This is a genomic window from Psychromonas algicola (assembly GCF_004378355.1).
Classification (GTDB): Bacteria; Pseudomonadota; Gammaproteobacteria; order Enterobacterales; family Psychromonadaceae; genus Psychromonas.
In genome coordinates this window covers 1-25,698 of the sequence record NZ_SNUB01000012.1, presented here as the reverse complement: position 1 = coordinate 25,698, position 25,698 = coordinate 1, and the positions used below count along the sequence as shown (strand labels likewise).

At 36.0% G+C, this 25,698-nt stretch carries 21 protein-coding genes and 1 other RNA gene; 16 read left to right on the top strand and 6 right to left on the bottom strand.

Translation table 11 applies throughout. The features are described from left to right. Positions 1 to 6: 6 nt before the first annotated feature. The 3 genes from bamB to E2R67_RS07925 all read left to right on the top strand — a co-directional run bounded on the left by bamB (position 7) and on the right by E2R67_RS07925 (position 2,971). Positions 7 to 1,197, top strand: coding sequence for an outer membrane protein assembly factor BamB (bamB, locus tag E2R67_RS07935; RefSeq protein WP_134290409.1), 1,191 nt, complete (start codon positions 7 to 9; stop codon positions 1,195 to 1,197). Between the two features lie 73 nt (positions 1,198 to 1,270). Continuing rightward, entirely contained in the window at positions 1,271 to 2,740 is a 1,470-nt protein-coding gene (gene der, locus E2R67_RS07930) for a ribosome biogenesis GTPase Der (RefSeq protein ID WP_134290408.1), read from the top strand. A 3-nt stretch (positions 2,741 to 2,743) separates the two neighbouring features. Then, positions 2,744 to 2,971, top strand: a complete 228-nt coding sequence (locus tag E2R67_RS07925) for a zinc ribbon domain-containing protein (RefSeq protein ID WP_134290407.1) — start codon at positions 2,744 to 2,746, stop codon at positions 2,969 to 2,971. Positions 2,972 to 3,054: 83 nt separating this feature from the next. Here the strand turns inward: E2R67_RS07925 and E2R67_RS07920 are convergent, their stop codons facing one another. From E2R67_RS07920 to E2R67_RS07905, 4 genes are read right to left on the bottom strand one after another with little or no spacing between them, the layout of a single operon-like run. Then, positions 3,055 to 3,645, bottom strand: coding sequence for a BON domain-containing protein (locus E2R67_RS07920; RefSeq protein WP_134290406.1), 591 nt, complete (start codon positions 3,643 to 3,645; stop codon positions 3,055 to 3,057). 7 nt (positions 3,646 to 3,652) lie between these two features. Beyond that, the gene (locus E2R67_RS07915; protein WP_134290474.1) at positions 3,653 to 4,237 is read right to left on the bottom strand and encodes a D-sedoheptulose-7-phosphate isomerase; all 585 of its coding nucleotides are present in this window, start codon (positions 4,235 to 4,237) and stop codon (positions 3,653 to 3,655) included. A gap of 10 nt (positions 4,238 to 4,247) precedes the next feature. Continuing rightward, positions 4,248 to 4,616 carry a YraN family protein gene (locus E2R67_RS07910; RefSeq protein WP_134290405.1) on the bottom strand — a complete coding sequence of 123 codons (369 nt, stop codon included), beginning with the start codon at positions 4,614 to 4,616 and terminating at the stop codon, positions 4,248 to 4,250. Beyond that, positions 4,585 to 6,747: a penicillin-binding protein activator gene (locus tag E2R67_RS07905; RefSeq protein ID WP_134290404.1), complete on the bottom strand. Its 2,163-nt coding sequence runs from the start codon at positions 6,745 to 6,747 to the stop codon at positions 4,585 to 4,587. Before E2R67_RS07905 ends, E2R67_RS07910 begins: the two co-directional genes overlap by 32 nt. Positions 6,748 to 6,946: 199 nt before the next feature. On the opposite strand from E2R67_RS07905, the gene rsmI reads away from it, so the two are divergent. Continuing rightward, the gene (gene rsmI, locus E2R67_RS07900) at positions 6,947 to 7,807 is read left to right on the top strand and encodes a 16S rRNA (cytidine(1402)-2'-O)-methyltransferase (RefSeq protein ID WP_134290403.1); all 861 of its coding nucleotides are present in this window, start codon (positions 6,947 to 6,949) and stop codon (positions 7,805 to 7,807) included. A gap of 48 nt (positions 7,808 to 7,855) precedes the next feature. Beyond that, an RNA gene (gene rnpB / locus E2R67_RS07895) (RNase P RNA component class A) lies at positions 7,856 to 8,228 on the top strand. 586 nt (positions 8,229 to 8,814) lie between these two features. On the opposite strand, the gene E2R67_RS07890 is transcribed toward rnpB, so the two are convergent. Then, complete coding sequence (locus E2R67_RS07890) at positions 8,815 to 9,237, bottom strand: hypothetical protein (RefSeq protein ID WP_134290402.1); 423 nt, start codon at positions 9,235 to 9,237, stop codon at positions 8,815 to 8,817. A 939-nt stretch (positions 9,238 to 10,176) separates the two neighbouring features. Here E2R67_RS07890 and E2R67_RS07885 point away from each other — a divergent pair. From E2R67_RS07885 to E2R67_RS07860, 6 genes are all read left to right on the top strand, one after another. Further along, a complete protein-coding gene (locus tag E2R67_RS07885; protein ID WP_134290401.1) occupies positions 10,177 to 11,124 on the top strand; it encodes a hypothetical protein in 948 nt (315 codons plus the stop codon). 496 nt (positions 11,125 to 11,620) lie between these two features. After that, positions 11,621 to 11,905, top strand: coding sequence for a hypothetical protein (locus E2R67_RS07880; RefSeq protein ID WP_134290400.1), 285 nt, complete (start codon positions 11,621 to 11,623; stop codon positions 11,903 to 11,905). Between the two features lie 448 nt (positions 11,906 to 12,353). Then, the gene (locus tag E2R67_RS07875) at positions 12,354 to 13,409 is read left to right on the top strand and encodes an efflux RND transporter periplasmic adaptor subunit (RefSeq protein WP_134290399.1); all 1,056 of its coding nucleotides are present in this window, start codon (positions 12,354 to 12,356) and stop codon (positions 13,407 to 13,409) included. Positions 13,410 to 13,418: 9 nt separating this feature from the next. Next, entirely contained in the window at positions 13,419 to 16,577 is a 3,159-nt protein-coding gene (locus E2R67_RS07870) for an efflux RND transporter permease subunit (protein WP_279587488.1), read from the top strand. A 117-nt stretch (positions 16,578 to 16,694) separates the two neighbouring features. Continuing rightward, positions 16,695 to 17,090 carry a hypothetical protein gene (locus E2R67_RS07865; RefSeq protein WP_134290398.1) on the top strand — a complete coding sequence of 132 codons (396 nt, stop codon included), beginning with the start codon at positions 16,695 to 16,697 and terminating at the stop codon, positions 17,088 to 17,090. A 225-nt stretch (positions 17,091 to 17,315) separates the two neighbouring features. Further along, positions 17,316 to 19,232: a methyl-accepting chemotaxis protein gene (locus tag E2R67_RS07860; RefSeq protein WP_134290397.1), complete on the top strand. Its 1,917-nt coding sequence runs from the start codon at positions 17,316 to 17,318 to the stop codon at positions 19,230 to 19,232. Between the two features lie 360 nt (positions 19,233 to 19,592). Here E2R67_RS07860 and E2R67_RS16620 read toward each other — a convergent pair whose 3' ends face one another. Beyond that, on the bottom strand, positions 19,593 to 19,745 hold the full coding sequence (locus tag E2R67_RS16620) for a hypothetical protein (RefSeq protein ID WP_166739343.1): 153 nt from the start codon (positions 19,743 to 19,745) through the stop codon (positions 19,593 to 19,595). Positions 19,746 to 20,040: 295 nt separating this feature from the next. On the opposite strand from E2R67_RS16620, the gene paeA reads away from it, so the two are divergent. The 5 genes from paeA (at position 20,041) to E2R67_RS07835 (ending at position 25,548) form a co-directional block, all read left to right on the top strand. Continuing rightward, a complete protein-coding gene (gene paeA / locus E2R67_RS07855; protein WP_134290396.1) occupies positions 20,041 to 21,327 on the top strand; it encodes a polyamine export protein PaeA in 1,287 nt (428 codons plus the stop codon). A gap of 470 nt (positions 21,328 to 21,797) precedes the next feature. Further along, positions 21,798 to 22,904 (top strand): spermidine/putrescine ABC transporter ATP-binding protein PotA, encoded by a 1,107-nt coding sequence (potA, locus tag E2R67_RS07850; RefSeq protein WP_208379498.1) that lies wholly within the window; start codon positions 21,798 to 21,800, stop codon positions 22,902 to 22,904. Continuing rightward, positions 22,888 to 23,760 (top strand): spermidine/putrescine ABC transporter permease PotB, encoded by an 873-nt coding sequence (potB, locus tag E2R67_RS07845; protein ID WP_134290394.1) that lies wholly within the window; start codon positions 22,888 to 22,890, stop codon positions 23,758 to 23,760. Before potA ends, potB begins: the two co-directional genes overlap by 17 nt. Then, complete coding sequence (gene potC, locus E2R67_RS07840) at positions 23,744 to 24,520, top strand: spermidine/putrescine ABC transporter permease PotC (protein ID WP_134290393.1); 777 nt, start codon at positions 23,744 to 23,746, stop codon at positions 24,518 to 24,520. The genes potB and potC overlap by 17 nt, the downstream gene beginning before the upstream one ends. Next, positions 24,517 to 25,548 (top strand): extracellular solute-binding protein, encoded by a 1,032-nt coding sequence (locus tag E2R67_RS07835; protein ID WP_134290392.1) that lies wholly within the window; start codon positions 24,517 to 24,519, stop codon positions 25,546 to 25,548. Before potC ends, E2R67_RS07835 begins: the two co-directional genes overlap by 4 nt. Positions 25,549 to 25,698 lie beyond the last annotated feature (150 nt).

The window sequence follows — 25,698 nt, the reverse complement described above, 5'->3', positions numbered from 1 at the left end:
CAAATAATGATTAAATGGGTTAAGAATATAACCATCATTGCTAGTACCGCTTTGATGTTAAGTGCTTGTTCTTCTTCTGATGAGGAAAATCAAGCTGCTGTATTGCCGATCTTTGAAGCCACTTATCAACCAAAAATTGCTTGGACTCAAAGTGTTGGGAATGGCATTGGTGATTATTATTCACAGTTACAACCAGCGGTTGATGAAAAAGCTGTTTATGTTGCAGCGCGTAACGGTGCAGTAAAAGCGTTTTCAATCAAGCGTGGTAAGTTGCTATGGAAGACAAGCCTAACTTCAAATGAATCTGATTTATTAAATACTTCTCCACGTATTTCTGGTGGGGTGGGTTTAGGCGATAACACTTTATTTATTGGTACTGAAAACGCTGAAGTGTTTGCGTTGAATGCCACTGACGGTAAAGTAAAATGGTCTACACGTGTTTCTGGTGAAGTGCTAGCACAACCTGTTTATGATAATAAATTAGTAATTATTCATACTTCCCGTGGTGATTTAATTGCATTGAACAGTGATAATGGCGAACAAGTTTGGCACTTATCAAATTCTCAACCTAAATTAACATTACGTGGTAATGCAACACCTACCATTGCGCAGGGAGGGATCGTTTACGGTCGCTCTGATGGCTATGTGGCACTTGCATTATTAATGACAGGGCAAAGTAGATGGCAATTACCTATCGCTCGACCTTATGGTGCAACAGAGCTTGAGCGTTTAGTTGATGTTGATATGAAACCTGTTGTGCTTAATAATATTGTTTATGCATTAGCTTATAATGGTAACTTAGTTGCTATCGAATTATTAACTGGCCGCGAAATTTGGTCTCAAAAATACTCTGGTTTTAGCAACTTAACTGTAAGTGGGCAAGACATCTTTCTAACTGATTATAGAGGTTACATTTTCTCTGTAGACCGCGATGATGGACAGCAGCACTGGGTAAACAAAGAACTTGCTTACCGTAATGTAACAGGGGTTACGGTTGCCAATGAATATATAGTAGTAGGTGACGAAGAGGGCTATTTACACTGGCTTGATCGCCTTACTGGTCAGTTTGTTGCACAACAAGATTTAGATGAAGGTGGTTTATACAAAGAGCCTATCGCTACGACGACTCACCTTTACTTACAAACACGTAATGGCGAATTGATTGCCATTGAAAAACCGATCTTAAATGTAGAATAATTTAACGCGGTTTGCGCTATACTTGTAGCCCTATGCTTTGCATGGGGCTTTTTTAGTTTTATAGGATTCCAATATGTTACCAGTCATCGCCTTAGTAGGTCGCCCAAATGTGGGTAAATCTACTCTTTTTAATCGTTTAACACGCACTCGAGATGCGATTGTAGCCGATTTCCCCGGTTTAACGCGTGACCGTAAATATGGTCAAGCTAAAGTAGAAGAACTTGAATTTATCGTTATTGATACTGGTGGTATTGAAGGTGATGAAAAAGGCATTGATGCATTAATGGCTGAGCAATCATTAATTGCTATCGAAGAAGCAGATGCAGTGTTATTTCTTGTTGATGCGCGTGCAGGATTAACGGTGGCTGATGAAGCCATTGCAACGCATTTACGTAAACAAAACAAAAAAGTCATGGTTGTGGCTAATAAGACTGATGGAATCGATGCTGATTCGGTTTGTGGTGAATTTTACGCACTCGCATTAGGAGAAGTTTACCATATTGCAGCAGCACATGGTAAAGGTGTACGCCAAATGATCGATGCGGCACTTGAAGATTTCCAAGAACAAAACCTAGTTTCAGATGAAGTTGATGAATATGAATTTGCATTAGATCTTGATGATGAAGACGAAGATGAAATTGCAAAAGAGCAAGAACGTTTAGCTGCTTTACCTATCAAGCTTGCTTTAATTGGTCGTCCAAATGTAGGTAAATCAACACTAACCAACCGTATTCTGGGTGAAGAGCGTGTACTTGTATACGATATGCCAGGAACGACTCGTGACAGTATTTATATACCAATGGAACGTGATGGTCGCGAATATGTATTAATTGATACTGCTGGTGTACGTAAGCGTAAGAAAGTACATGAAACTGTTGAGAAGTTTTCAGTGATTAAAACCTTAAAAGCGATTGAAGATTCAAACGTTGTTATGTTAATCATTGATGCCCGAGATGGTATTGCAGAGCAAGATTTAAGCTTATTAGGTTACACTTTAAACTCTGGTCGTTCATTAGTGATTGCAGTGAATAAATGGGACGGTATGACCGAATACGATAAAGAGCGTGTTAAAACTGAACTCGATCGTCGTTTAGGCTTTATCGACTTTGCAAAAATTCACTTTATTTCAGCATTGCACGGAACCGGTGTTGGACATTTATTTGAATCTGTAGAGGAAGCTTATACTTCTTCAACTAAACGTATTTCAACGGCAATGTTAACGCGTATTATGGGCATGGCAACAGAAGATCATGAGCCACCAATGGTAGGTGCTCGTCGTGTTAAATTACGTTATGCACATGCGGGTGGGTATAATCCGCCATTGATCGTCATACACGGTAACCAAGTAAAAAAATTAGCCGATTCTTACAAGCGTTATTTAATGAATTACTTCCGCCGTTCTTTAGGCATTATGGGAACACCAATCCGTATTGAGTTTAGAGAAGGTAGTAATCCATTTGAAGGTCGCCGTAATAAATTAACACCGCATCAAATGTATAAACGTAAACGTCTAATGATGAATTACAACAACAAAAAGAGCTAAATAATGACACCACAAGACTGTCCCAAATGTCATGCTGAACTTGAGCGTAGTGGCGAGTTAAAACGCCACTGTGAAAGCTGCAATAGTGATTTCAATATTGAAATTACTTGCCACCAATGTGGCGATGTTTTACAAAGGTTAAAAGCGTGTGGTGCAGTCAGTTTCTGGTGTAATAATTGTAATGAGCAAAAGAGTAAATCTACGGCTGTTTATACGTTTATTGAGCAATGAAACGGCTTGAATAAGTAAGTTGTTGTAATAAAAAAGGAGTGATGTTTCACTCCTTTTTTGTATCTATCATTCAATTAAATTAGCTATTCTTCATCAGGTAACAACTGAAAGACTTTAATCACTCTACCGACACCGGTAACTTGCCGTGTAACAAAAGTGGCGTAATAAGCGGTCTCTTTACTTACTGTACCAATAATAAATACTTCATCATTCTCTGTAACTACTTTGATTTTTAGCGCGTTTATTTTATTGTGTCCTGCCAGTTTGGCTTTTACTTTAATCGTCGTTAAACTATCTTTAGCTTGTTGCACTAGGCTGATAGGTTTACCTATACGTAGTTGGTTATAAACCTCTTTTACGCCTTTAATACTGATCACTTCTTTTTCAATTTTAGCGCGATTTTCTTCTGTATCCACTTGCCCAATTAATAACACTCGGCCATCATTTGTGACTAGGTTAATGCGCATTCCTTTTTGGTAGGCATCAGAGGCAATGATTTTTTCAAGTGCGATAATTGATAAATCGCTGTCATTAGGTGTTGGTTTGTAAGTGCCAATATTCACTGGCGTAGCAGCTTTAACCACGGTTTTTGTTGTGTCTAAAACGCTTTTAGTACAACCTTGTAATATCAAAGCACTTAACAAGATAGTTAAAAGAGGACGAAAGGATTTCATAATGTTCCTAGTATTGTGGGAATAATTGTTGGTCAATCAAATCACTCAAAGAGTTCACTACTAAAAGGTGAATTTCTTCAATACGAGCTCCTTTATCACTTGGAGCGCGGATTTCCACATCTTCCGTACCCAATAAACCTGCAATTTCACCACCATCAACCCCGGTTAAAGCAATTATTTTTAAATTTTTACTTAATGCTGTTTCAACGGCTTTCACCATATTACGACTGTTACCACCATGACTTATGGTGATTAGAATATCGCCAGGTTGGGCTAAGGCTGAAATTTGGCGTGCATAGATTTGGTCAAAGTGACTGTCGCTAGCAATTGCAGACACTAAAGATGAATCTGAAGTAATGGCGATGGCGGGTAAAGCAGGGCGGTCAGTTTCGTATTTATTTAATAAATGTGAGGCAAAAATTTGAGCTAGTCCTGCTGCACCGCCATTTCCACAAATCAGTAACTTGTGGCCGTTAATCAAACATTCTTTAAGCATAACGGCAGCTAATTCAATTTGCTCTGGTAGGGCTTCTGCTGCAACAATTTTAGTTTGAATACTTTCGGCAAAGTGGGCTTTAATTTTTTCGTTAATCATCTATTGGTTACTCTTGAAATGCATCTTGTATCCATTGCGGTTGAGTTGTTTTTTCACTGATAGTGACCACATCAAAACGGCAATAAGGTTCATACTCTAATTGCGATAAATAATGTTTAGCTGTTTTAATAATTTTTTGTTGTTTTTGGCGAGTGATAGAAGCTTCTGCACCACCATATTCTTGATTCTTTCTATAACGAACTTCTATAAATATTAATGTGTCTTGCTCTGACATAATTAAATCTATTTCACCAAAGCGGCAATAGAAGTTTTGGCATACGAGTAACAAACCTTGTTGTTTTAGAAACGCCAAGGCTTGTTTTTCATATTTTACGCCACTGGAATTACTGGCTTGAAGCAGGCGGGGTAACTTCAACTAAACTACCTTTTTGGTATTTTGCCCATTGCAATTTAGTATTGATAGTATTGCTTTTATCCAAAGTTAACTCACCCGTTAATCCTTGGAAGTAATAACCATCGATAACTTGTAATTGTTTTAATTGCTCAATCAAATTGTAACTATCAAAACCTAGGGCAAAGAGTCTTAAAGTGCTAAAACGTTGTTTTGGCCAGATAGCCTGTACTTCTTGGTTAATTTGGCTCTTATCATCCATTAAGAAAGCAATATCAGAAAAAGTTAGGTTAGATAGTTCTTTGTTTTGCTGACTTGTTAAATCTACATCATGGCTACGAGAGCTTGCATAAAGCGGAATGCGTTGTGCAAAAGGACTAATAGACACAGAAATGAAAGGTTTTAATAAAATCAGTTCACTGCGATCACTCACCAAATAAATAGCATCCACATCACGACGGCTTCGAACTTCTGTTTCTACAGGTTTTCCGATAATGCCTTTGATTTGATTAATACGTTCCTTACTTTTATTCGTTTGCAGCGTAGTATCAATAAAACGAGCTAAATCTGGTTTGCTAGTAAAGTAGTGAGTTTCTGCTGGGTAGCTTTCTAAGGCATTATCAGATTGCTCTTGGCGTTCAACATTAAGCTTATTCCAACGTGCTTCAAATGCACCAGCAACTCGCTGACCAAAGTTCGAACGTGGCGCTAGAATCAATGGTTTTTTATGTTTGTTTTGAGAAATTAATTCCGCAGCTTGTTCTGCTTCACCTTCTGGCGATAGAGCAAAAGAATAGTGTAATGAAGAACCTTGTAATTTAGGCTCACCGTTACTGTCTAATTTTTTGTCTGAAGGTAAAGCATTCAACATTAATACTGGAATGTTTTCTACTAGAGGTAAAAATTGTTCTAAGTTCGGCTTTAACAGTGGGCCAATAACAAAATTAATATTTTGATCTTGAAGCTGTTGAGCAATTTCAACCATACTTAACTCATTGGTATCGAAGAACAATAAGCTTGGTACTGGGAAATCGAAATCACTTTTTACTTCAGAAGCATTCACATCAACAACATTATCATTAAAGTTACTTTCAGATAATCGAGCAATATTGTTTTTTAGTGCTTCTTCTTCAAGTTTTAATTTTTTATGTAGCGCAACCTGATTATAGAATGCATCACTAATACCATATTGCAAAGCCTGTGCTTGTTGTTGGAATCTTCCAGATAAAGGTAATAGCACTGCTATTTTACTTGGGCGATATGGGCTTGTTTCTGAAATATTACGTAATGGCGTCGGCATGTTGCTTAAGGCTGGATGAGTTGGGTAATTACTCTGCCATGTTTCTAAAGAACGTAATAATTGATTTGTACGTAATTGGTAACGCTGATAAAGGCTTGCAAGTGCATACCAACCTTGAATGAAAATATCTTCTTCGGTTAATTGACTTGGGCTTGTATTGGCATTCATTTCCGCTTCAATCGCAGCCAATCGTTCTGCTAATGAGTTTTCACCAGTGCCGAGTGATTCTGTTTCTGACTCTCGGCTCAGTGTTAAATTAGTTGTTTGGAATTGATTTAAAACCTCAGGGCTTAAGGCAACCAATTGCATAAATAAGGTATCGTTATATTGCTGAATCTCATCACTGTTTTTTAGTAGAGGGGTTAATGTTAATAACGTATCTACTGCGGCTTGGTGATTTTTATGACGAATGTAAATGCTCGATTTCAATTTTAAGTAATGTAAATAGGCATCAGCAGATAATAAATCAGTGTTGATTTTGTTTAAGGTAATTAATGCAACCTCTAGGCGGTTTTTTGTATATTCATTGTTAGCAACCAATAACGCAAAATCATTTTGCTGTTTAGGTGTTAATGTTTTTTTATTTAAATGTTCAATTACAGAATCGGCTAAAACGTATTGATTTTCTTCAGTTAAGGCTTGTAGTGCAGCTAATTGCCAATCGGTATTTTCATTTTCGTTAGCTTCATCTGCCTTTTTAAGTAATACCTCGGCTTTAACTGACGCATCTTGGTTAAAGATTTTAGGTGGTGTTTTTGGGCCTTCAGTTGTGCTAGAACAAGCAGAAATAACTAAAAGGCTAAAAGCGATACAGGGAAGGTATAAGGCACGTAGTGATATTGTTGAAGCGTTCAAATTTTTGTCCTTTTTAATCAAGCCGATTTGAGATCTGTTGTCAGATAATTCCGATTAAATTCAATCTGTTTGTTAGTCTATATTGACATCTATTTATTAAACTAAGTTTCAAGATAACTTCAATCTAGGTATCAAGATACCTATAGTGTAATATTGCAGACTGAGTTAAACAATCCTTAACAATTTATTAGAGCGTATTATGCCTGAAAATGACCAATTAAATAACGAAGTAAGTGCAAAATTATACATTGTTGCTACTCCACTAGGCAATATCAGCGATATTACTTACCGTGCCATCGAAATATTAAAAGGCGTCGATTTAATTGCAGCAGAAGATACACGCCATAGTGGCAAGTTATTAAGCTATTATCAAATTAGTAAACCCACTTTTCCATTGCATGATCATAACGAACGTCAGCGCGGTAGCGTATTAATTGAAAAAATAAAAGCAGGTCAATCCGTTGCGTTAATTTCTGATGCTGGCACCCCGTTAATTAGTGACCCAGGTTATCATTTAGTCAATGAATGTCGTGAAGCGGGAGTTGATGTTGTTCCTGTTCCTGGAGCTTGTGCCGCCATTACTGCGCTTTCTGCCGCAGGCTTACCTTCTGATCGATTTTCATTTGAAGGTTTTTTACCTGTAAAAGAAAAAGCAAAAACAGAAAAATTGACTGCTTTAGCTGAAGAAACGCAAACGATGATTTTTTATGAGTCACCTCGTCGTATTCAAGATACGGTTAAACATATTATTAATATCATGGGGGCAGAGCGACAATTAGTCATCGCACGTGAATTAACCAAAATGTTCGAATCCTATTATGTGTTACCTGCTGATGAAATGTTAGATTGGCTAAATCAAGATACCAATCATTGTCGTGGTGAATTTGTGTTAATGATTGCAGGCGCAAGTAAAGCTCAAGGAGCTTTATCTGTGGAAGCGATTAATACTTTAACTTTATTGAAGAAAGAACTTCCGCTTAAAAAAGCAGCGGCAATAACTGCAGAAATCCACAACCTCAAAAAAAATGATTTATATAAATGGGGATTAGAGAATTTATAACACCCATTAACACTTGTGATGTGTTCGCATTTCCGTATAATCCGCCGCGGAGTTGGCTAGATCGTCGCCGCCTTTATCGCTTAACATCTTGATGTTTTGGTTTTAGAGGGGGAGGAAAGTCCGGGCTTCAAAGGGCAGGGTGCCAGGTAACGCCTGGGTAGCGCGAGCTAACGACAAGTGCAGCAGAGAGGAGACCGCCTGCTAATTTATTAGTAGGTAAGGGTGAAAGGGTGCGGTAAGAGCGCACCGGCTAATGGGTAATCATTAGTGCAAGGTAAACTCCACCCGAAGCAAGACCAAATAGGCTTCCTGAGGCATGGCCCATGCTGGAAGCGGGTAGGTTGCTTGAGTCTGTGAGTGATTGCAGACCTAGACGAATGACGATTCACGACAAAACCCGGCTTATCGGCCAACTCCAACTATTTTAAGAGCTGCTATTTGAGCAATCAAATAGCAGCTTTTTTCATTTCTACTACTTACATTTCTGATCACTTGGTGATTGCAGAGCTTTACCGACAGTAATCGAATGACGATTCACGACAACCCCCGGCATATCGGCCAACTCCAACCATTTTAAGCGGCTGTTTATTTCATATAAACAGCCGCTTTTTTATTTATAGCGTTATTGGTTATTTACATCTCAGAGTGATTGCAGAGCTTTACCGACAATAAACGAATGACGATTCACGACAAAACCCGGCTTATCGGCCAACTCCAACCATTTTAAGAGCTGCTATTTGAGCAATCAAATAGCAGCTTTTTTCATTTCTACTACTTACATTTCTGATTACTTGGTGATTGCAGAGCTTTACCGACAATTAACGGATGACGATTCACGACAAAACCCGGCTTATCGGCCAACTCCAACCATTTTAAGCGGCTGTTTATTGTATATAAACAGCCGCTTTTTCATTTATAGCGTGTTGTTTATATAAATCACTGACTGATTGCAGAGCTTTACCGACAATCGTCGAATGCCCTAATTTTAATTACAAAAGTTAAATTGATTAAGTGTTGTTCGCCAATAATGCTAATTCTTCAAGCTGGTATTGTAATAGCTTATTCAATTCTATTTGATGTAAAAGAGGCTGGATCATTTTCATAGATTGGATTTTGTTAGTAATATTTTCGCCTTTTATCTTTTCAACCAGTTGTACAAAATCTTGAATGGTTTTAATGGCCTCAAACTCTTCATCGCTGAGATCATCAATATCGATATTAAAAGCTTCTATTCCATCAAAAATAAAATGCATTGGCCAGGTTTCGACTCTATGTGTTTTTTCAGATTCATGCATACCGCTAGCTGTCTTTTCTAATACTTTACCGCATTGAATACATTTGGCTTTATAAGCAAGTAGGTCCTTAACTGCATAGTTTGATTTAGTATGGCAGAACTCACATAGTGCTGGAAATGGATCTATGTATTGCATTGTTAATTTCCCCGAAGATCAAGCTTAGTTAACGATTTAACGTGTAATAAATTTAATCCTATCATTTTATATATAAGCTATTGAAGTAAGTTAATATTTTGATTGTGATATAGGTAGTTTATATTTACTTTTAATTATGAGTTACTTTTGATTTCCAATGTAAAAGAATTGACTTGAAGTCACAGCAGCGTAGTTTTCAATTTCATTAAGTCATAGCATCAGATAAGTATTATCTTAAACTTCAGGGCTTTTCGCTATACTGGTTTGTAAAAAATCGTATTTTTATGTTTTATGTTTTATGTTTTATGTTTTATGTTTTATGTTTTATGTTTTATGTTTTTTATTCTTTTGGGGAGACGCTGAATAATCATTCTAAGCCTTTACTTAAATGACATTCAAAAAAAGAAAACACTGAATTTTTATCTAGCTCATTTTTATATTTTTTTAGATGTTTTTGTAGAGCAAATTACCTAATTATATGACTTAGATTTTACTTTCTAATCGGTGAATTGATTTATTTATTTTGCCGCGTATTATTAACTTAATTATTACATAGTGATTTCACCTGTTTGAGTAATTTAACTGATTGGTGTTGTCATTAAATATTTGAAAGTGATAGTTGTTTCAACTATACATTTAGTGTCAAAAGCTATCTGTTGTTGGATAATTAAAGTTAAATCTATAACACGCTGACTGTAAAAAATAGATGTCTAATCGTTATATTATTAAATAAAGTATTATTGATAAAAAAAATACTGCATTAATCTGTCAAAATAAAAAAATACCTACTAATTACTCTAAATAAGGACATTGGAGAGACAGTACAAAATCGAGGATTCAAATGCTAAAAACTAAAATAAAAATTAATTAGCTTTGAATTATATTCATTCGTTTACAACAATATTTTTTGCCTCTTAATGAGGCGTCAAGGAGAAAGTAATGTTAAAGTTTTTAAAAAAGTTATTCGCTAAAAAGTCGGAACCTATTCCTGCAACTGAAGTTGAGACAGCCTCAGTTGAAACAGTGCCATCGCAGGAACCTGCTCAAGCAGAAGGCTTTATTGATAAATTTGAAGAAATACCTGAGCAGGAAAATTCAAATGCAGTAACAACGGAAGTTTCTTCGGCTACAGATGACATTATTGAGCCTAAAAAGAAGGTAACTGAAACGAAGCCTAAAGCTGCCACTAAAAAGAAACCGGCGACTAAGAAGAAGGCAACCGCCGAGAAAGATGAAGCGCCTACTGTTAAGAAGAAAAAAGCGGCAACTAAAAAGAAAGAACCTGTAGCAAAAGATGATGCTACAAAACCTAAGAAAAAAGCTGCCACTACCAAGAAAAAAACGGTTACAAAAGATGAGTCTACAACGGCTAGTAAGAAAGCTGCTGCGAAAGATGAGTCTACAACAACTAAAGCTACCAAAAAAGATGAGGCAGCTGTAACTAAAAAGAAAACAGTGGCAACCAAAACAGCTTCTTCTAAAGCTAAAACGACGACTAAAAAGAAAGCTTCTACAGCGAAAGCATCAAATAAAGCCGCTTCTGATGATCTAGAAAAATCATCTGATGAAAACATTAAACTTGTGAAAATTCAAAAGTCACCTGTTAAAAAGAATCAAGTTTTAGAATCAAAAAGACAAAGTAAAAAATATTCAGTGACTGTCACTCCACAAGCAGCAGGTAGCTTTGAATATAATGAAGCTAAGAAAGTTGATCTTTATGTATTAGCGGGGAGTAAGAAAGAAGCACTAGAAACCTTAGCTAGTAAATTATCAGGTGAAGAGCCTTCCTATGAAGGTTCTAAAGTGAGTGCAGGACAATGGCTCGATGGTAATCGTTACTCGCTTGATATCACTGGTTTTGAAAAGGCTGTCAAAGAAGGGGAGTAAACTCTTTGTCGCTTTATTTCTAAATATATAATGAGCAGCCAATATTGAAGATTATTAATTTTTCAATTTGGCTGCTTTAATCTATCAAATCACCTTTATAACTAGACGAATAAGTTTTTGTTTAGTTGTTCATAACAAACTCTATGCATTGCAGTATTTATTTAATAAATCATTCGAAATTGATCCAGTTAATGCTTCCCATTGAATGATTATGTTATTAAAACGTAATAATACCAATTGCGTTAAATATGTTATCTAAATTTTGCGAAGAAAAAACTGTTCAATTCAAGGCGTAAATTGACGTAAATGGTCGTTCCCTTTACGAAATTTATAACGAAGAAGTGAGCTGTTTTAGCCAGTAAAATAGATAAGCTATTTATCGTGATTGGTATAATCTATTGAATCTCATCTTAATGTGAATTAATGTATTTTTTTATTTAAATAAACAAGCCTGAAAAATCATTTTTAAAGTTTGTTAATTTATATGAGGTATAGAATGAAAAAACGCAACGGTCGTTTAAATGGAGTAATGTACGCATTGTTTCATTTAAGGAATCTAGAAGACGCGCGTGCTAATCAATATATGTACAATATTTATGATTTATTTACGCAAGAATTTGATGCAACGACACAAAATGAAACCATTACAACAATTGAGCTTGCACTTGAAAGTGGCAATATCAATCAATTTTGTACTTTACCTGGTCTTCCTGGTAGCGACGAGTTTAAAACTGAGTATTTAAAAATAGTGCTATCTCATTTAAAAGGTGCGATAGCTTAACCAAACTCTCTCATTTCTATTCATTTTTATTTTTCATCTCATCATCATTAGAATTATTTTAAGCCATTGAATTATACAATGGCTTAAATTTTTCTAAGCGTTATTTACCACTTATTCATATTGCTTAAAATTTTATAATTAGTGTACTATTGATGACTTTATAAATACTGACACTAAATATTTTACGTTTATTTCAATGGTTAAATCTAGCGTTCACAAGTGAACACTTGAGATGAACATTGGTCATAAAAATGATCGATAAATCAATTGATCTTAGATGGCTATGCTTCGTATTATCAAGCATAAACAATATTGTATATTTAATCTTGTCGATATTTGATGGTTCCACCTCTATGATAAGCAACACGTTTTATTGAAATATTAATTAACTACAACTGGGTAACTTGGGTATGGTTCAATATATCAGGTTCTGAATTTGGAGAAGTAAATGAATAAGTCTGTCATGTTAGCATTAGCTCTTTTGGGGCTTCTTGTTGTTTGGATGTTAACCGGTCTTGCTCAAGAAGAACCTGTGACTAACACTCAAAAGTCAGAAGCAGATCAAACGCTAATGAGTGTCGTTGTGAGTGAGTCGAATGCACAACCGGTTGCTAAATTAATTACGGTACAGGGGCAAATTGAACCCAATCGTATCATTTCATTGAAAACAGAAGTGGAAGGCAAAGTGATTGCTTTACCTATTACCTTAGGTAGTCGCGTTGAAGCTGGAACAATATTAGCTAAGTTATCATTACAAACCTTGTTGTCAGACAGAGCACAAGCTGTCGCCAACTTAAAATATCAAGAACAAGAATTAGCTGCAACTAAAAACTTATTTGCTAAAAAGCTAGAATCAGAAAGTAGTTTAAGCCTTGCCCAAGCGAATGTTGAAGCAGCTAAAGCGACACTTGAGAAAGTCAATTATGATATTGACAATACCAATATTAAAGCGCCGTTTTCCGGGGTGTTTGATCGCCGTTTTGTAGAAATTGGAGATTATGTGGAACGTGGTCATGAAATACTATCCTTAGTGGACGATCTCAAATTAAAAATGACTGCGATGGTTCCACAACAGCAAGTTGAAAGTTTATCACTTGGACAACAAGTGACTGCCACATTAAGTAATGGTGAACAATTAACAGGTGCGTTATCCTTTATTTCTACTACTGCTGATGCCAAGACTCGAAGTTATCGTGTAGAAATCATCATTGAGAATCGTGCTCATCGCCATATTGTTGGAATGACGGCTTCCTTATCTATTCCCGTGAAAGAAATAAGCGGACATTCAGTCAGTGCTTCAATTCTTAGTTTAGACAATCAAGGTCGCTTACAAGTTAAAGGTATTGATGATGAAAATAGAGTGGTGGTTTATCTCGTTGACATAATTCGTACTGATGCTAATAAAATTTGGGTCTCAGGCTTACCTGAAAGGGTTAATTTAATTACCCTTGGTCAAGATTTTGTGGTGACAGGGCAAGTTGTGAATGCAACTAAACAAGGCTAAGGAAAAGTTATGATTAGTTCATTCATTAATGCTGCCGTTGACCGTGGTCGAACGACTATTATGATTTTGATTTTCTTATTAGCAAGTGGTGCGATTGCTTTTATGACAATCCCTAAAGAATCACAACCCGATGTTGCTATTCCTATTATTTATGTCTCTATGACCTATCAAGGTATTTCTCCAGAGGATGCAGAACGTCTATTAGTTCGCCCTATGGAAAAAGAACTGAAAGCTATTGAAGGTATTAAAGAAATGCGCGCTATCGCTGGCGAAGGCCATGCGTCGGTAACGCTTGAATTTGATGCTGGTTTTGATTCAGACCAAGCCTTGTTAGACGTTCGGGAAAAGGTTGATACAGCCAAAAGTAAATTACCTGCAGAGACAGACGAACCACAAATTCATGAAGTTAATGTGGCGCTTTTTCCTGTGCTTAGTTTAGCGTTATCTGGTGATGTTCCTGAGCGTATTGTTCGACGTATTGCTAAAGATTTAAAAGATAATATTGAAGGGTTAACTGGTGTATTAGAAGTCGATATCGGTGGTGACCGAGATGAGTTAATGGAAGTGATCATTGATCCACAAGCACTGGAAAGTTACCAAATAGATTACTCTGAATTATTAAATACCATCAACCTGAACAATACCTTAGTGGCAGCAGGTGCCATTGATACCAATAATGGTCGTCAAGTGCTAAAAGTACCCGGCGTTATTAACGATATTCAAGATATGTTGAATATGCCTGTAAAAATCGTTGGTGACCAAGTGGTTACCTTTAAAGATATTGCAACGGTCCGCAATACCTTTAAAGATCCTGAAGGCTTTGCAAGAGTCGGCGGCAAGTCTGCGATGGTATTAGAAGTGAAAAAGAAAGTGGGCGCAAATATCATCGAAACCATAGAAGAAGTGCAAGCTTTAGTGGATGAACATCAGAAATTATGGCCCGTTGCACTTAAGCATTCTTATATTCTCGACCAATCTGAACAAGTAAAAACCATGCTTGATGATTTGTTAAATAATGTGATCACTGGGATTGTATTAGTGATGTTAATTATTTTAGGAGCGATGGGATTTCGTTCTTCTTTGCTTGTCGGATTAGCTATTCCGGGATCATTTCTTGTTGGTATCTTAGTGCTTAACCTATTTGGTTATACACTAAATACGGTAGTGCTATTTAGTTTAATTCTTGTTGTGGGCATGTTGGTAGATGGTGCAATCGTTGTCATTGAATTAGCCGACAGGCGATTACAACAAGGCTTAACCGCTAAAGAGGCCTTTGCTTATGCTGCAAGTCGTATGGCTTGGCCTGTTATTGCTGGAACGGCAACGACCTTAGTTGTATTTATGCCATTAGTCTTTTGGCCAGGTGTAATAGGGCAGTTTATGAAGTACTTACCTATTACCGTTCTCTTCTGTTTAACGGCTTCATTATTAATGGCATTGCTATTTATGCCTGTTTTAGGCGGAATTATTGGCGCTTCAAAAGTGACTCATGTATTAGACAATGAGTTTGATTTACCTGAAACGGCTTTCAATAAAGGCTATCGCCGTATCCTTGAAAAACTATTGCATCATCCCATTAAAACATTATTAGCATCCTTATTGTTTATCGTTCTCACTTATGTGGCCTATGGAATGTTTAATGCGGGTATTGAATTCTTTCCTGAAACCGAGCCTGAATCAGCTCAAGTACATATTCATGCTCGAGGTGATTTATCAATTAATGAAAAAGATGCCCTGTTATTTCAAGTTGAACAGCGTCTATTAAATTACACTGAGCTTAAATCCGTTTATGCACGCAGCTTTAATCAGCCGAGTAATCAATTAGCTGAAGATGTTATTGGGGTGATTCAGTTTAAATTTGTTGATTGGCAACAGCGTCGAAAAGCGGAGGTTATTCTGCAAGATATGCGCGATAGAACAAGCGATATTGCAGGTATTTTATTGGAGTTTAAAAAAGAAGAAAACGGACCTGTCCAAGGTAAGCCTTTTAAATTGTTAGTGAGTGGATTAGATAACGATCATATTTTTGAAAGTGTTATTAAAATTCGAGAAACCATGGAAGAAACAGGTGGTTTTATTAATATCGAAGACAATAGACCTTTACCTGGGATTGAATGGCGTTTGACGGTGGATCGCCAAGAAGCTGCGCGTTATGGTGCAAATATTAGTGTGATTGGTAGTGCTGTACAAATGGTGACAAGTGGTATCAAAGCGGCTGAATTTCGTCCTGATTCTTCAGATGATGAAGTGGATATTCGTATTCGTTTTCCAACCGAGCAGCGTAACCTTGACCAACTATTACAATTAAAAATTAATACCACACAAGGCTTGGTACCACTTTCTAATTTTGTGACCTTAGAGCCTGCACAAAAAATAGGATCTTTAAAGCGTGTTGATAGCCGACGTGTTATTACAATTCAAGCAGAGCCTGCTTCTGGATTCTTGCTTAACAATCTTGTGATAGAAATGCAGCAAAAATTGAAAGATGAAACCTTCCCTGTGGATATTCGTTTTAATTTTAAAGGTGAACAAGAACAGCAGGATGAGACAGGTACTTTTTTAGGAAGCGCTTTCTTTATTGCCATTTTTTTAATGGCATTAATTTTAGTGACACAATTTAACAGCCTTTATCAAGCTGGTTTAGTGCTTTCTGCGATAGTTTTTTCAACTGCAGGGGTCTTACTTGGTTTACTCATAACCCAACAAACTTTTAGTATTGTGATGGTTGGTGTTGGTATTATTGCTTTGGCGGGTATAGTAGTAAATAACAACATTGTCTTGATTGACTGTTACAACGATTTACGTCGTCAAGGGCATCAACCCTTTGAGGCGGCGCTTGAAACTGGGAGTTTACGTTTGCGTCCAGTTTTATTGACTGCAGTTACTACCGTATTAGGCTTAATGCCAATGGTTTTAGCGATGAATATTGATTTAGTTGGCAGACACATTAGTTTTGGTGCCCCTTCAACTCAGTGGTGGACACAGCTTTCTAGTGCGATAGCTGGTGGGTTGAGCTTTGCGACCTTGTTAACATTATTTTTAACGCCTTGTTTATTGATATTAGGAGACAGACTAACTAAAGGTCGTCATTATCGTGATGCGAATCATGAGCCTGCTGATCTAGTAAAAGCAGATCCTTCTATTGAAATGAATAATGTGACTACCTAATCATCTGTTATAACGTGTATCTATTTGGATGATTTTTAGTTTTATTTGACTGTGTAAATGGCTATTGATATTGTTCAGCCAATATTCACATGTATTGTTATTAGAAAAGGAAAGAACATGAAATTTATTGCGCCGTTGCTCTTAGGGCTTAGTTTATATCCAGCTGTTGGATTTTCTGCTGAAGCAGAAAAAGAATGTAAAGAAATTGAAATGATGAGTATTAGTTATTATTTTATTTCTAGCGTTAACTCGGATCAAAAAATCAGTGAGGTTTATAAAAAGCAAATTGATAAACTGAATAATTTTAGTAAAAAACACAAATTAGCTAATTTTAAGATCTTGTCTCAAGATGTTTCTATTAATCCAAATAGTTATTCTCAAGGCACTTCAGAACTGTCTATTTCTATCTATTTTGAAAGTAAATTTGATTACGCTTTATTGGATAAAGCACGTGATGAACTTAATTTAAATAATTTTTCAAGTAGTCGTAGTATTAACTCCATTTGTGAGTAAATATTAGTGAACGATCGATCTACTAAACCAATAAGCCAACTTTTAAAGTATTTAAAAAGTTGGCTTTATTATTTTTTAGTGGAAAAATGTTTATGAAGGTGTTGGAAAGCAGATATGAGAACTAGATGATATTAAATAAAATCTAATTAGTTTATTATTAGGTTATTGTAATCTAGGTATATTATTATTTTATAAATAATTGAATAAATATGGAGATTTAGTTCTATGAAGCATTTTAACCAAGGCTTTAAAGGGAATTTAATCATTACAGTAGCATTAGTCTTGTTGCTTTCATTATCAGTTGCTGCAATTTTTTCTTATAAAATGATAAAAGAACAAGTAACTGAAAATGTTATTAGTGACCTGCGTTATATGGTTAGTGAAGAAGCAGATAGTATCTTGTCTGTATTTAAAAGGGCTGAAGAAACAGTAACATCCGTTTCAGAACTTTTTATCAAGGAAAAGTATGGGCCTAGTGATTATCCTTCTGCATTAATGATTTCAGCGAAAGCAAGTAATGTTTCTAAATTAACGATGGGCTTTGAAGATGGTACTTCGTACGTATCAAAACCATCGAGTAAAACTTTCCCTGGTGGTGTTGGGATTACTTCTAAATATGATCCAAGAACCCGTCCTTGGTATAAAGAAAGTAAAGCCTCTCCTGGTTTATCTCATAGTAAACCTTTCTTTACAAAAAGTGGTGATCCAATATTAGCGGTATCTCATACATTACTAAATGGCGTGTTAACCGCTGATGTGCGCTTTAGTAATTTACAGTCTCGTTTAGAAAGTATTACAGAAGATGAAGGTGTTATTAATTTTGTAACGGACAAAAGTGGTTTGATCATTGCATCTACAATGGAAGAAGTAGTACCTAAAGAGTATATCGAAGACTCTTCAATATATAACTTTTTACAGGACTTAATGTCTTCTGAAAGTTTGGTAGCAGAGCGTGTAATGCATGGCAAAAATTTACTATTTATGATAGAGAAAATGCCTTTAGTTAATGATGGACAATGGAATTTCTTTGTTGTTGTTGAGCGAGATAAAGTGTTTGCGCCCGTTGCTGAGGCAACTGAACAATTACTTCTCATATTATGTGTCACAACGGTAATTTCATTAACTCTATTGTTATTAAGCTTGCATTTTATTTACAAACCTATTTTATCCCTTCGAGAGTTAATTACTGGTTTATCGCAAGGCAATGGTGATTTAACACAGCGTTTAGAAGTACATTCGAATGATGATATTAGTCAAATTGCATCAGGTATCAATCGCTTTATAGAGCAGCTTCAAGTGATGATGAAAGAAGTGAAAAATTCAACGGAACAATTTACGGTAAGTGTTAAAAAAATCTACTTACAAAGTGAAAAAAATTCCTCTGTTTTAGCTCAGCATGCTTCTGAAACAGATCAAATAGTGACCGCGGTAGAGGAACTTTCATCCTCTGCTAGTTTGGTTGCTGACAATTCAACGTCTGCTGCAAGCTCAGCGATGGATGCTAAAAATAACACTAATGATGCTAATAGCATGCTTGAAAAAGCACAGGACCAAATCTTAACTTTAGCTTCTGAAATATTAAAAGCAGCTGATGATGTAAAAAAAATGGATCAAAAAACAGTAGGTATCCAGTCAATAGTCGAAGTTATAGGCGCCATAGCTGAACAAACTAACCTTTTAGCATTGAATGCTTCTATAGAAGCAGCAAGGGCTGGTGAACAAGGGCGTGGTTTTGCTGTTGTTGCAGATGAAGTTCGAGCATTAGCTAATCGCACTCAAACTAGCACAACTGAGATAGGTAATGCTATCAATGGCTTACAGGGTGAGGCGTCAAATGTTGTGTCGGCGATTAATGGAACACAAAGTACTTGTGAAACAACCGTTGAGCATGCTGAGTCTGTTTCTAAAATACTGCAAGCATTGAGTGAACATGTTGCTGGTATCAGTGATATGAATACTGAGATTTCTAGTTCGGCAGATGAACAAAATAGAGTGATTCAAATGGTTAGTGAAAATATTACTGAATTACATGGCATGGTAGAAACTCTGTCGGATATTGCCCAATGGCAAAATGAAGAGGTCCATCATATTGCTAAAATTAATGAAAATCTTGGTAATATTATAGGTCAGTTTAAGCTTTAAAACGGCTTTGGCTTTTAATTAAAAACTCAATATCTACTATATTGAGTTTTTTCTCTTAACAAACCCTAGATTTTAAATCTATTTTAGAGTTGTTTTTATTTAAAGAGGGCGAGAAACAACAAAATCATCGTTATCTTCACTTCTTTTTTGTTATAGAAGATAAGTTTTTTCAATTAACTCATTAATTGAGTCTACATAATGGCTATTTTGGAGTGTTTTTAGACACTCCGTGTAAGCATCGGCGCTTACATTTTTACAACTTTTAATTATATTATCTTCATTCTATTACAAGTAATACTTTTGCATGACTTCAGTTGTGTGTTCAGCATTATTCTGACATCTAGCATCACTCTCACCTTTTCATTTTTCGTATTCAACACAGACCTTTGCTAATTGTGTTTGATAAGATACTAAATCTGCTTTTTGATCTTCAGTTAAGTTAGAAGTGACTACACAACCTGTTAATGTAAATGTTAAAACAACAGAGTCGAACATCATATTCATGTTTTTCATATTTTATCTTGATTGATACAGTAGCTTGAAATAACTACCGTTAATAATGCGAGGGTAAATAGTTGATTAAATCAATGATAAGTCAAGTGTGAAAGAGCGTTATGTTAATTTCATTTTTATATTCAAGCAATTAAAAAGTTGTTTATTATTTAAAATGTTATTTTGAAAAATAAGCATTGTTGAACTGAAATTGCACTCTATAATGCGCCTGTTTTTATACGCTTTAAAACGGTTAATGATTCACTTAAGTGTGATCATAAGTAGTGTTAGTTCTATTATCATCAAAGGTAAAAAGATGAGTGATGTATTAAGTATTGTTTTGTTAATTGTAGCTGGTGCTATATTTGCGATGTCTGAAATTTCAATTGCTGCGGCGAGAAAAATAAAATTACGAGTTATGGCCGACGAAGGGAGCTTAAAAGCGCTTGAAGTGATCAAGCTACAGCAGCAACCGGGTAACTTTTTTGCGATGATGCAAATTGCGTTAAACGGTATTTCAATTCTGGGTGGAATTATCGGTGAGCAAGCTCTCACACCTTATATTCGACAAATGATAAGCTTATTTTATCAAGGCCCTTTATTAAGTGAAATTAGTTTTACCCTATCATTTATTTGTTTGACCTCTTTATTTATTTTGTTTGCTGACTTATTACCTAAACGACTCGCCATTATTATGCCTGAAGCTGTTGCATTACGAATTGTGTCGTTAATGCGCTGGATAACCTTTTTATTAATGCCAGCCGTTTTTTTATTTAACGGATTAACCAATATTATGTTACGCCTACTTAATTTCCCAACAGAGCGTACTGAATTAGTGACTACTGAAGATATTGTTGCCATGATGGATGCTGGCGCAGAAGACGGTAGTTTGCAAAAACAAGAATATCAATTGATTGGTAATGTATTTGATTTAGAGCTGCGTACTATTGGTAGTGCGATGACACCGCGCGATCAAATTATATATTTTGATTTAGATGATAGCAGTGACGATATAAGCCAAAAAATCATAGAACAACCACATAATGATTTTTTAGTGTGTGACGGTGGCTTAGATAAAATTCAGGGTAGCATTGAATCCAAAGAGATTTTACGTTTGGTACTTAAAGGTGAACTTGCACAAATTAACCCAACACAGATTGATAAAGATATTTTCTATCTACCTGAAACGCTAACCTTATCTGAAGCATTAAACGCATTCAAAGTGGCGACTCAGCCTTTTGCTGTCATTGTTAACGAATACGCGACTGTGGTTGGTATCGTTACAGTTAAAGATTTGTTAAGTAGTTTTATGGGGGAATTGATCACGCCACAAGATGAAGAGCAAATTGTGCAGAGGGATGAAGCATCATGGTTAATAGAAGGCTTAACACCTATTAACGACGTAATGCGTAGCCTCGATATTGAAGATCTTCCTGAACGTAATCAATACGAAACCATCGCAGGGTTTATGATTTACATTTTAAAACGCTTACCAAAACGTACAGACAATTTTATTCATCAAGGTTATAAGTTTGAAGTGTTAGACCTAGAAGGTGTTCGCGTAGAACAAGTTTTAGTGACTAAAATGAAGGTAAAGAATTAAGACCTTTTATTTTAAGCTTATTAAAATTTTTATCGCGGCAAGGGCTTACTAAGTTATGTTTTGCATAATTTTCTAAGCCTTTTTTATTGGCGGATATTATTTTTATTAAAAAATTTTCTTTTTTAAATTATTTCCCGTCTCAACTAACTTCAATATCTCTTCTAAAGCAATCAAATAAAACCAGTGTATTCGGCACTTTATCGATTTTAGCTTGCTCAATAATCCCCCTTTAAATGACTCTTTTATTCACTGGTCACTTTTATTTATCAAGATGATAAAAATAATTTGATAGACCTAGATGCCTTATTCACCAATAATCCGTCCGATCAAAATATGACTAGATAAATATGGCTTAAAACACACATGCTGCGTTTTTATACGTCGTTAAATTTACTAGAGAAAACAAGGCTTAAGCAACTGCTTAAGATTATTTTAACAGCCGATATGGCTCGATATTTGGAATATTGCATGTGACTGAGTGTAAACCTCTTTTACAACTGCGCGGGGTAAGTAAAACCTATGCAGATAACACAGTGTTAGACACGCTAGATCTTACTATTTACGATGGTGAGTTCTTAACCCTATTGGGGCCATCGGGCTGTGGAAAAACCACTGTGTTACGTATTATTGCTGGCTTTGAGAAAGAAGACCAAGGGCAAGTAATGCTTGATGAAAACGATATCTCTATTCTTAAGGCTGAACATCGCCCTGTGAATACGGTGTTCCAAAGTTACGCTTTATTTCCTCATATGAGTGTCTATGACAATATTGCCTTTGGTTTGTTAATGCATAAAGTGCCTAAAGCCGAGATTAATGAAAGAGTACTTGAAGCATTGAGTATGGTGCGCTTAGAAAGTTTTGCTCAGCGTAAACCTGACCAATTATCTGGTGGTCAACAACAGCGTGTTGCAATTGCTCGCGCGGTAGTGAATCGCCCTCGTTTATTATTACTTGATGAGTCTTTAAGTGCGCTTGATTACAAGCTACGTCAAGAAATGCAAATAGAATTAAAACGTTTACAACGTCAGTTAAATATTACTTTTGTTTATGTCACACATGATCAAGAAGAAGCGTTATCAATGTCTGACCGTATCGTGGTATTGAACAAAGGCAAAGTGCAGCAAATTGGTACGCCGCGTGAAATATATGAAACGCCGATTAATTTATTTGTTGCACGTTTTATTGGTGAAATTAACCAATTTGATGGGCATGTTGTACGTCGAATTGATGATAAACATGTTGAAGTATTAGCTGAAGGTGCTGATTGGGTTGTACAAACGGATCATCCTTTTGTTGCTGACGATAAAGTGCATGTGTTGTTACGTCCTGAAGATGTGCGTTTAACCAAGCCGCAATTAGCCGAAGGAACTGTGCATATCGAAGGGCATATTCACGAATGTAACTATAAAGGTAAAACATTGGATTCCTATATCCGTTTATCAAGTGGAACTAATGTGATTGCGAGTGAGTTCTTTGATGAAGATGATCCTGACTTTGATTACCGTTTAGGTCAAAAAGTCGCATTACAATGGATAACAGGTTGGGAAGTGGTATTGCCATATGAACAAACAATTTAACCAGTTCCGTTTTTGGGCAATTGGCCTAGCAACAAGCTGGCTGGCATTGTTTGTTTTAGTGCCAAGCTTAATGGTATTAGTGGTCAGTTTTTTAACTCGTGATGTCGATTTTTTAATTAAATTTGAGTTTAGTTTAGCGGGTTGGGAAAGTGTTTTTGATCCTAATTTTATTGCGTTGTTATGGGATTCGTTATCAATGTCCATGATCACTGCGGTGATCTGCTTAATGGTAGCTTACCCTTTTGTAATGTGTTTGATGGGATTACCACAACGTTGGCGTGGCATTGTGCTGTTCTTATTGATTGTGCCATTTTGGACTAATTCATTGGTGCGTATTTATGCGATTCAGTTTTTATTAGGCAAAAAAGGGCTGATTAATGAAGCACTTCAATTTATTGGATTGATAGATAAACCATTGGATATGTTGTACAGCCAATTTGCAGTGATATTTGGATTAAGTTACATCCTGTTACCTTTTATGATTCTGCCTATTTATTCTTCTATGGAAAGGCTGGATTTTAGATTACTTGATGCAGCTAAAGACTTAGGTGCAACCACAAAACAGCGTTTGTTGCGTATTACTTTACCATTAACTTTGCCTGGAATTATTGCTGGGTTCTTGATGGTTGTTTTACCTGCTATGGGGATGTTCTTTGTATCTGATTTATTAGGCGGTTCAAAGCATGCTTTATTAGGTAATGTGATAAAAAATCAATTTATCCAAACACGAGATTGGCCTTTTGGTGCTGCTCTGAGTGTTTTAATGATTTTATTATTATCTTTCATGCTTTGGCTTTATTACCGTGCAACTAAAATGTCTAACCGTGAAGGAGGCATCAATGACTCGAATTTTTAAATTAGGTTTTATTGGGTTGGTACTGCTTTACGTGTACACGCCGATTATGATTTTAGTGGTTAACTCTTTTAATGCCTCTCGTTATGGCAATAAATGGAATGGGTTTACTTTTAACTGGTATGAAAAGTTATTTGAGAACGACTCGTTAATGCAAGCAGGTTGGCACACTTTGCAAGTTGGATTAACAAGCGCAACAGCGGCAACTGTCATTGGAACGTTAGCTGCAGTGGCATTACAACGTTACCGTTTTTACGGTAAAGGAGCGGTTTCTTCATTAGTGTTTGTGACTATGTTGACTCCGGATATTGTAATGGCAATTGCATTGCTTATTTTATTTATAACATTAGGGATTGAGTTAGGTTATATCTCGTTATTAATTGCCCACATTACCTTTTGTTTGCCCTTTGTGATCATTAGTGTTTTTTCTCGTTTAAAAGGCATGGACATGTCGGTAACGGAAGCTGCACGTGATTTAGGTGCAAATGAATGGCAAGTGTTTAGTAAAGTTATCTTACCAATGATACTGCCTGCAGTAGCATCTGGTTGGTTATTAAGTTTCACGTTATCAATAGATGATGTGATTGTAAGTTCCTTTGTAACGGGACCAGGCTATGAAATATTACCTCTAAAAATATATTCCATGGTGCGTGTTGGTGTCTCGCCAGAGGTTAATGCTATTTCTACCTTACTATTTGTAGGTTCGGTAGTTTTAATTGTGATATCGCAGCTATTACTGCGTAAAAGAGGAAGTTGGAAATGAAAAAATGGTTAACACTTACAGCAACAATGCTGATTAGTTTTTCAGTGGTTGCGCAAGAAAAAGTGGTTTTGTATAACTGGGCTGATTACATTCCAGATCAAGTATTAAAATCATTTACTAAAGAAACTGGCATTAAAGTGGAAGTGGCTACTTTTGATAGCAATGAAACGATGTTTGCTAAATTACAATTAGTGAATGGTAAAGGTTATGATTTAGCTGTCCCGACGACTTATTTTATTGAACGTATGAAGCGTGCAGATTTAATTCAAACGATTGATAAGTCCAAATTAAAAAACTTGGGTAATATTGACCCTAATTTATTAAATCAAGCTTACGATCCTGATAATAAATATAGCGTTCCTTACCTTTGGGGGAGTACTGCTGTTGCCGTTAACACTGATGAGATAGATGCGAAATCAATAACATCATGGAAAGATCTGTGGAAGCCTGAATTTAAAGATCAGCTTCTATTACTAGACGATGTTCGTGATATTTTTGTCATGGCATTAAAAGTTAAAGGCTTTGAAAACAATACAACAAATGAAGATGAAATCCGTCAAGCTTATGAAGCCTTGGTAGAATTATTACCTAACGTAAAACTGTTTTTATCTGATTCGCCTAAACTTCCATTTATCCAAGGTAACGTACCTATTGGCGTTATGTGGAATGGTGAAACGTATATGGCTCAACGCGAAATGGGCACCATGGAATATGTTTATCCAAGTGAAGGTGTAACACTTTGGGTAGATAGTTTAGTTATCCCTAAAGGTGCAGAGAATGTTGAAAATGCGCATAAGCTTATCGACTACATATTGCGTGCTGATATTGGAAAAACTATATTAGAGGAAGTGGGTAATTCAACACCTAATAAAGCGACTATTTCTTTATTAAGTGAGGAAATGCGTAATAACCCAATGGTCGTTCCGCCAGCTGATGTGATTAAAAAAGGAACTTACCATCGTGATTTAGGTGAGGCGAATGCTATTTATGAAAAATATTGGCAAATGTTGAAACAATCAAAATCATAATTTAACAGCAATAAAAACCGCTCCTTTGAGTAATGCCGTTCACTTAAGGTGAACGGCATATTTACTTTTCGCCACTGGATATCGATTTTTAGACGCTTTTAAACACCTCGGATAACTTCGCTCACGTTTTCCCTCCAACTTAAATTGTGC

Bases quoted from the DNA above. Each gene is read 5' to 3' on its own strand.
- E2R67_RS07920 (WP_134290406.1), bottom strand. From the start codon at position 3,645: ATGAAATCCTTTCGTCCTCTTTTAACTATCTTGTTAAGTGCTTTGATA.
- E2R67_RS07860 (WP_134290397.1), top strand. From the start codon at position 17,316: ATGAAGCATTTTAACCAAGGCTTTAAAGGGAATTTAATCATTACAGTA.
- E2R67_RS07875 (WP_134290399.1), top strand. From the start codon at position 12,354: ATGAATAAGTCTGTCATGTTAGCATTAGCTCTTTTGGGGCTTCTTGTT.
- potB (WP_134290394.1), top strand. From the start codon at position 22,888: ATGAACAAACAATTTAACCAGTTCCGTTTTTGGGCAATTGGCCTAGCA.
- der (WP_134290408.1), top strand. From the start codon at position 1,271: ATGTTACCAGTCATCGCCTTAGTAGGTCGCCCAAATGTGGGTAAATCT.
- E2R67_RS16620 (WP_166739343.1), bottom strand. From the start codon at position 19,745: ATGAAAAACATGAATATGATGTTCGACTCTGTTGTTTTAACATTTACA.
- E2R67_RS07885 (WP_134290401.1), top strand. From the start codon at position 10,177: ATGTTAAAGTTTTTAAAAAAGTTATTCGCTAAAAAGTCGGAACCTATT.
- E2R67_RS07865 (WP_134290398.1), top strand. From the start codon at position 16,695: ATGAAATTTATTGCGCCGTTGCTCTTAGGGCTTAGTTTATATCCAGCT.
- E2R67_RS07835 (WP_134290392.1), top strand. From the start codon at position 24,517: ATGAAAAAATGGTTAACACTTACAGCAACAATGCTGATTAGTTTTTCA.
- paeA (WP_134290396.1), top strand. From the start codon at position 20,041: ATGAGTGATGTATTAAGTATTGTTTTGTTAATTGTAGCTGGTGCTATA.
- potC (WP_134290393.1), top strand. From the start codon at position 23,744: ATGACTCGAATTTTTAAATTAGGTTTTATTGGGTTGGTACTGCTTTAC.
- E2R67_RS07870 (WP_279587488.1), top strand. From the start codon at position 13,419: ATGATTAGTTCATTCATTAATGCTGCCGTTGACCGTGGTCGAACGACT.
- E2R67_RS07890 (WP_134290402.1), bottom strand. From the start codon at position 9,237: ATGCAATACATAGATCCATTTCCAGCACTATGTGAGTTCTGCCATACT.
- E2R67_RS07925 (WP_134290407.1), top strand. From the start codon at position 2,744: ATGACACCACAAGACTGTCCCAAATGTCATGCTGAACTTGAGCGTAGT.
- bamB (WP_134290409.1), top strand. From the start codon at position 7: ATGATTAAATGGGTTAAGAATATAACCATCATTGCTAGTACCGCTTTG.
- rsmI (WP_134290403.1), top strand. From the start codon at position 6,947: ATGCCTGAAAATGACCAATTAAATAACGAAGTAAGTGCAAAATTATAC.
- E2R67_RS07880 (WP_134290400.1), top strand. From the start codon at position 11,621: ATGAAAAAACGCAACGGTCGTTTAAATGGAGTAATGTACGCATTGTTT.